We start from the raw sequence: 968 nt of genomic DNA on the forward strand, positions 1-968 counted from the left end.
TCCATGCTCAGCCCGTTGCGCACGACGATGCGCTGCACCGTGATCTGCTCCAGGTCGGCAGGCATGGGGTACGCCGGCACGAGCCAGCCCTTCATGCGCAGCCGATCCTGCAGGTCGTAGAGCGTCCAGTTCTTCGTGTGCCCCTCTTTCAGACGCCACGCGAACACCGGGATGTCACTGCCGTCGTTCCAGAGCTCGAACGCGTCGAGCCTGGCGATCCCCTGGGCGAGGTACTCGGCGACATCCTGCGACTCCTGCTGCACGGCTCGGTATCCCTCGAAACCCAGACGCAGGAACATGTAGTACTGCAACAGCACCTGCGCCCCCGGCCGCGAGAAGTTCAACGCGAACGTCGGCATCTCCCCRCCCAGATAGCTCACCTTGAACACCAGATCCTCCGGAAGCCATCGCGCCTCCCGCCACACCACCCAGCCCAGCCCCGGATACACCAGCCCGTACTTGTGCCCTGACGTGCTGATCGAATGCACCCGCTCCAGCCGGAAGTCCCACACCAGATCCGGCTGCAGGAACGGCGCGATCATCGCCCCCGACGCCCCGTCCACGTGGATCGGGATGTCGAGACCCGTGTCCTTCTGGATCTCGTCGAGCGCGGCGGCGATCTCGGCCACCGGCTCGTACATGCCCGTGTATGTCACCCCCATGATCGCGACGACGCCGATCGTGTTCTCRTCGACGTAGTTCGCCAGATCATGACCGTCGAGCGTCTTGTGCTCCTCGCTGATCGGCACATAGCGCGGCTCGACGTCGAAGTAGTTGCAGAACTTCTCCCAGCACACCTGCACGGCCGAGGACATCACGATGTTCGGACTCGAGGTGTCCTTGCCCGCCGCGCGCCGAGCCTGCTGCCAGCGCCGCTTGAACGCGAGACCGCCCAGCATGCACGCCTCCGACGACCCGATCGTCGAGGTGCCGATGCTCTTCTCCGCATCAGGCGCGTTCCAGAGATT

At 64.7% G+C, this 968-nt stretch carries 1 protein-coding gene; it reads right to left on the reverse strand.

Annotated elements, in window-relative coordinates:
• Positions 1-968: glutamate decarboxylase (locus AB4070_RS18540; protein WP_441981401.1), on the reverse strand; the 968-nt coding region annotated here is incomplete at both ends.

This window comes from Microbacterium sp. 2RAF4 (assembly GCF_052115285.1).
GTDB lineage: Bacteria > Actinomycetota > Actinomycetes > Actinomycetales > Microbacteriaceae > Microbacterium > Microbacterium oxydans.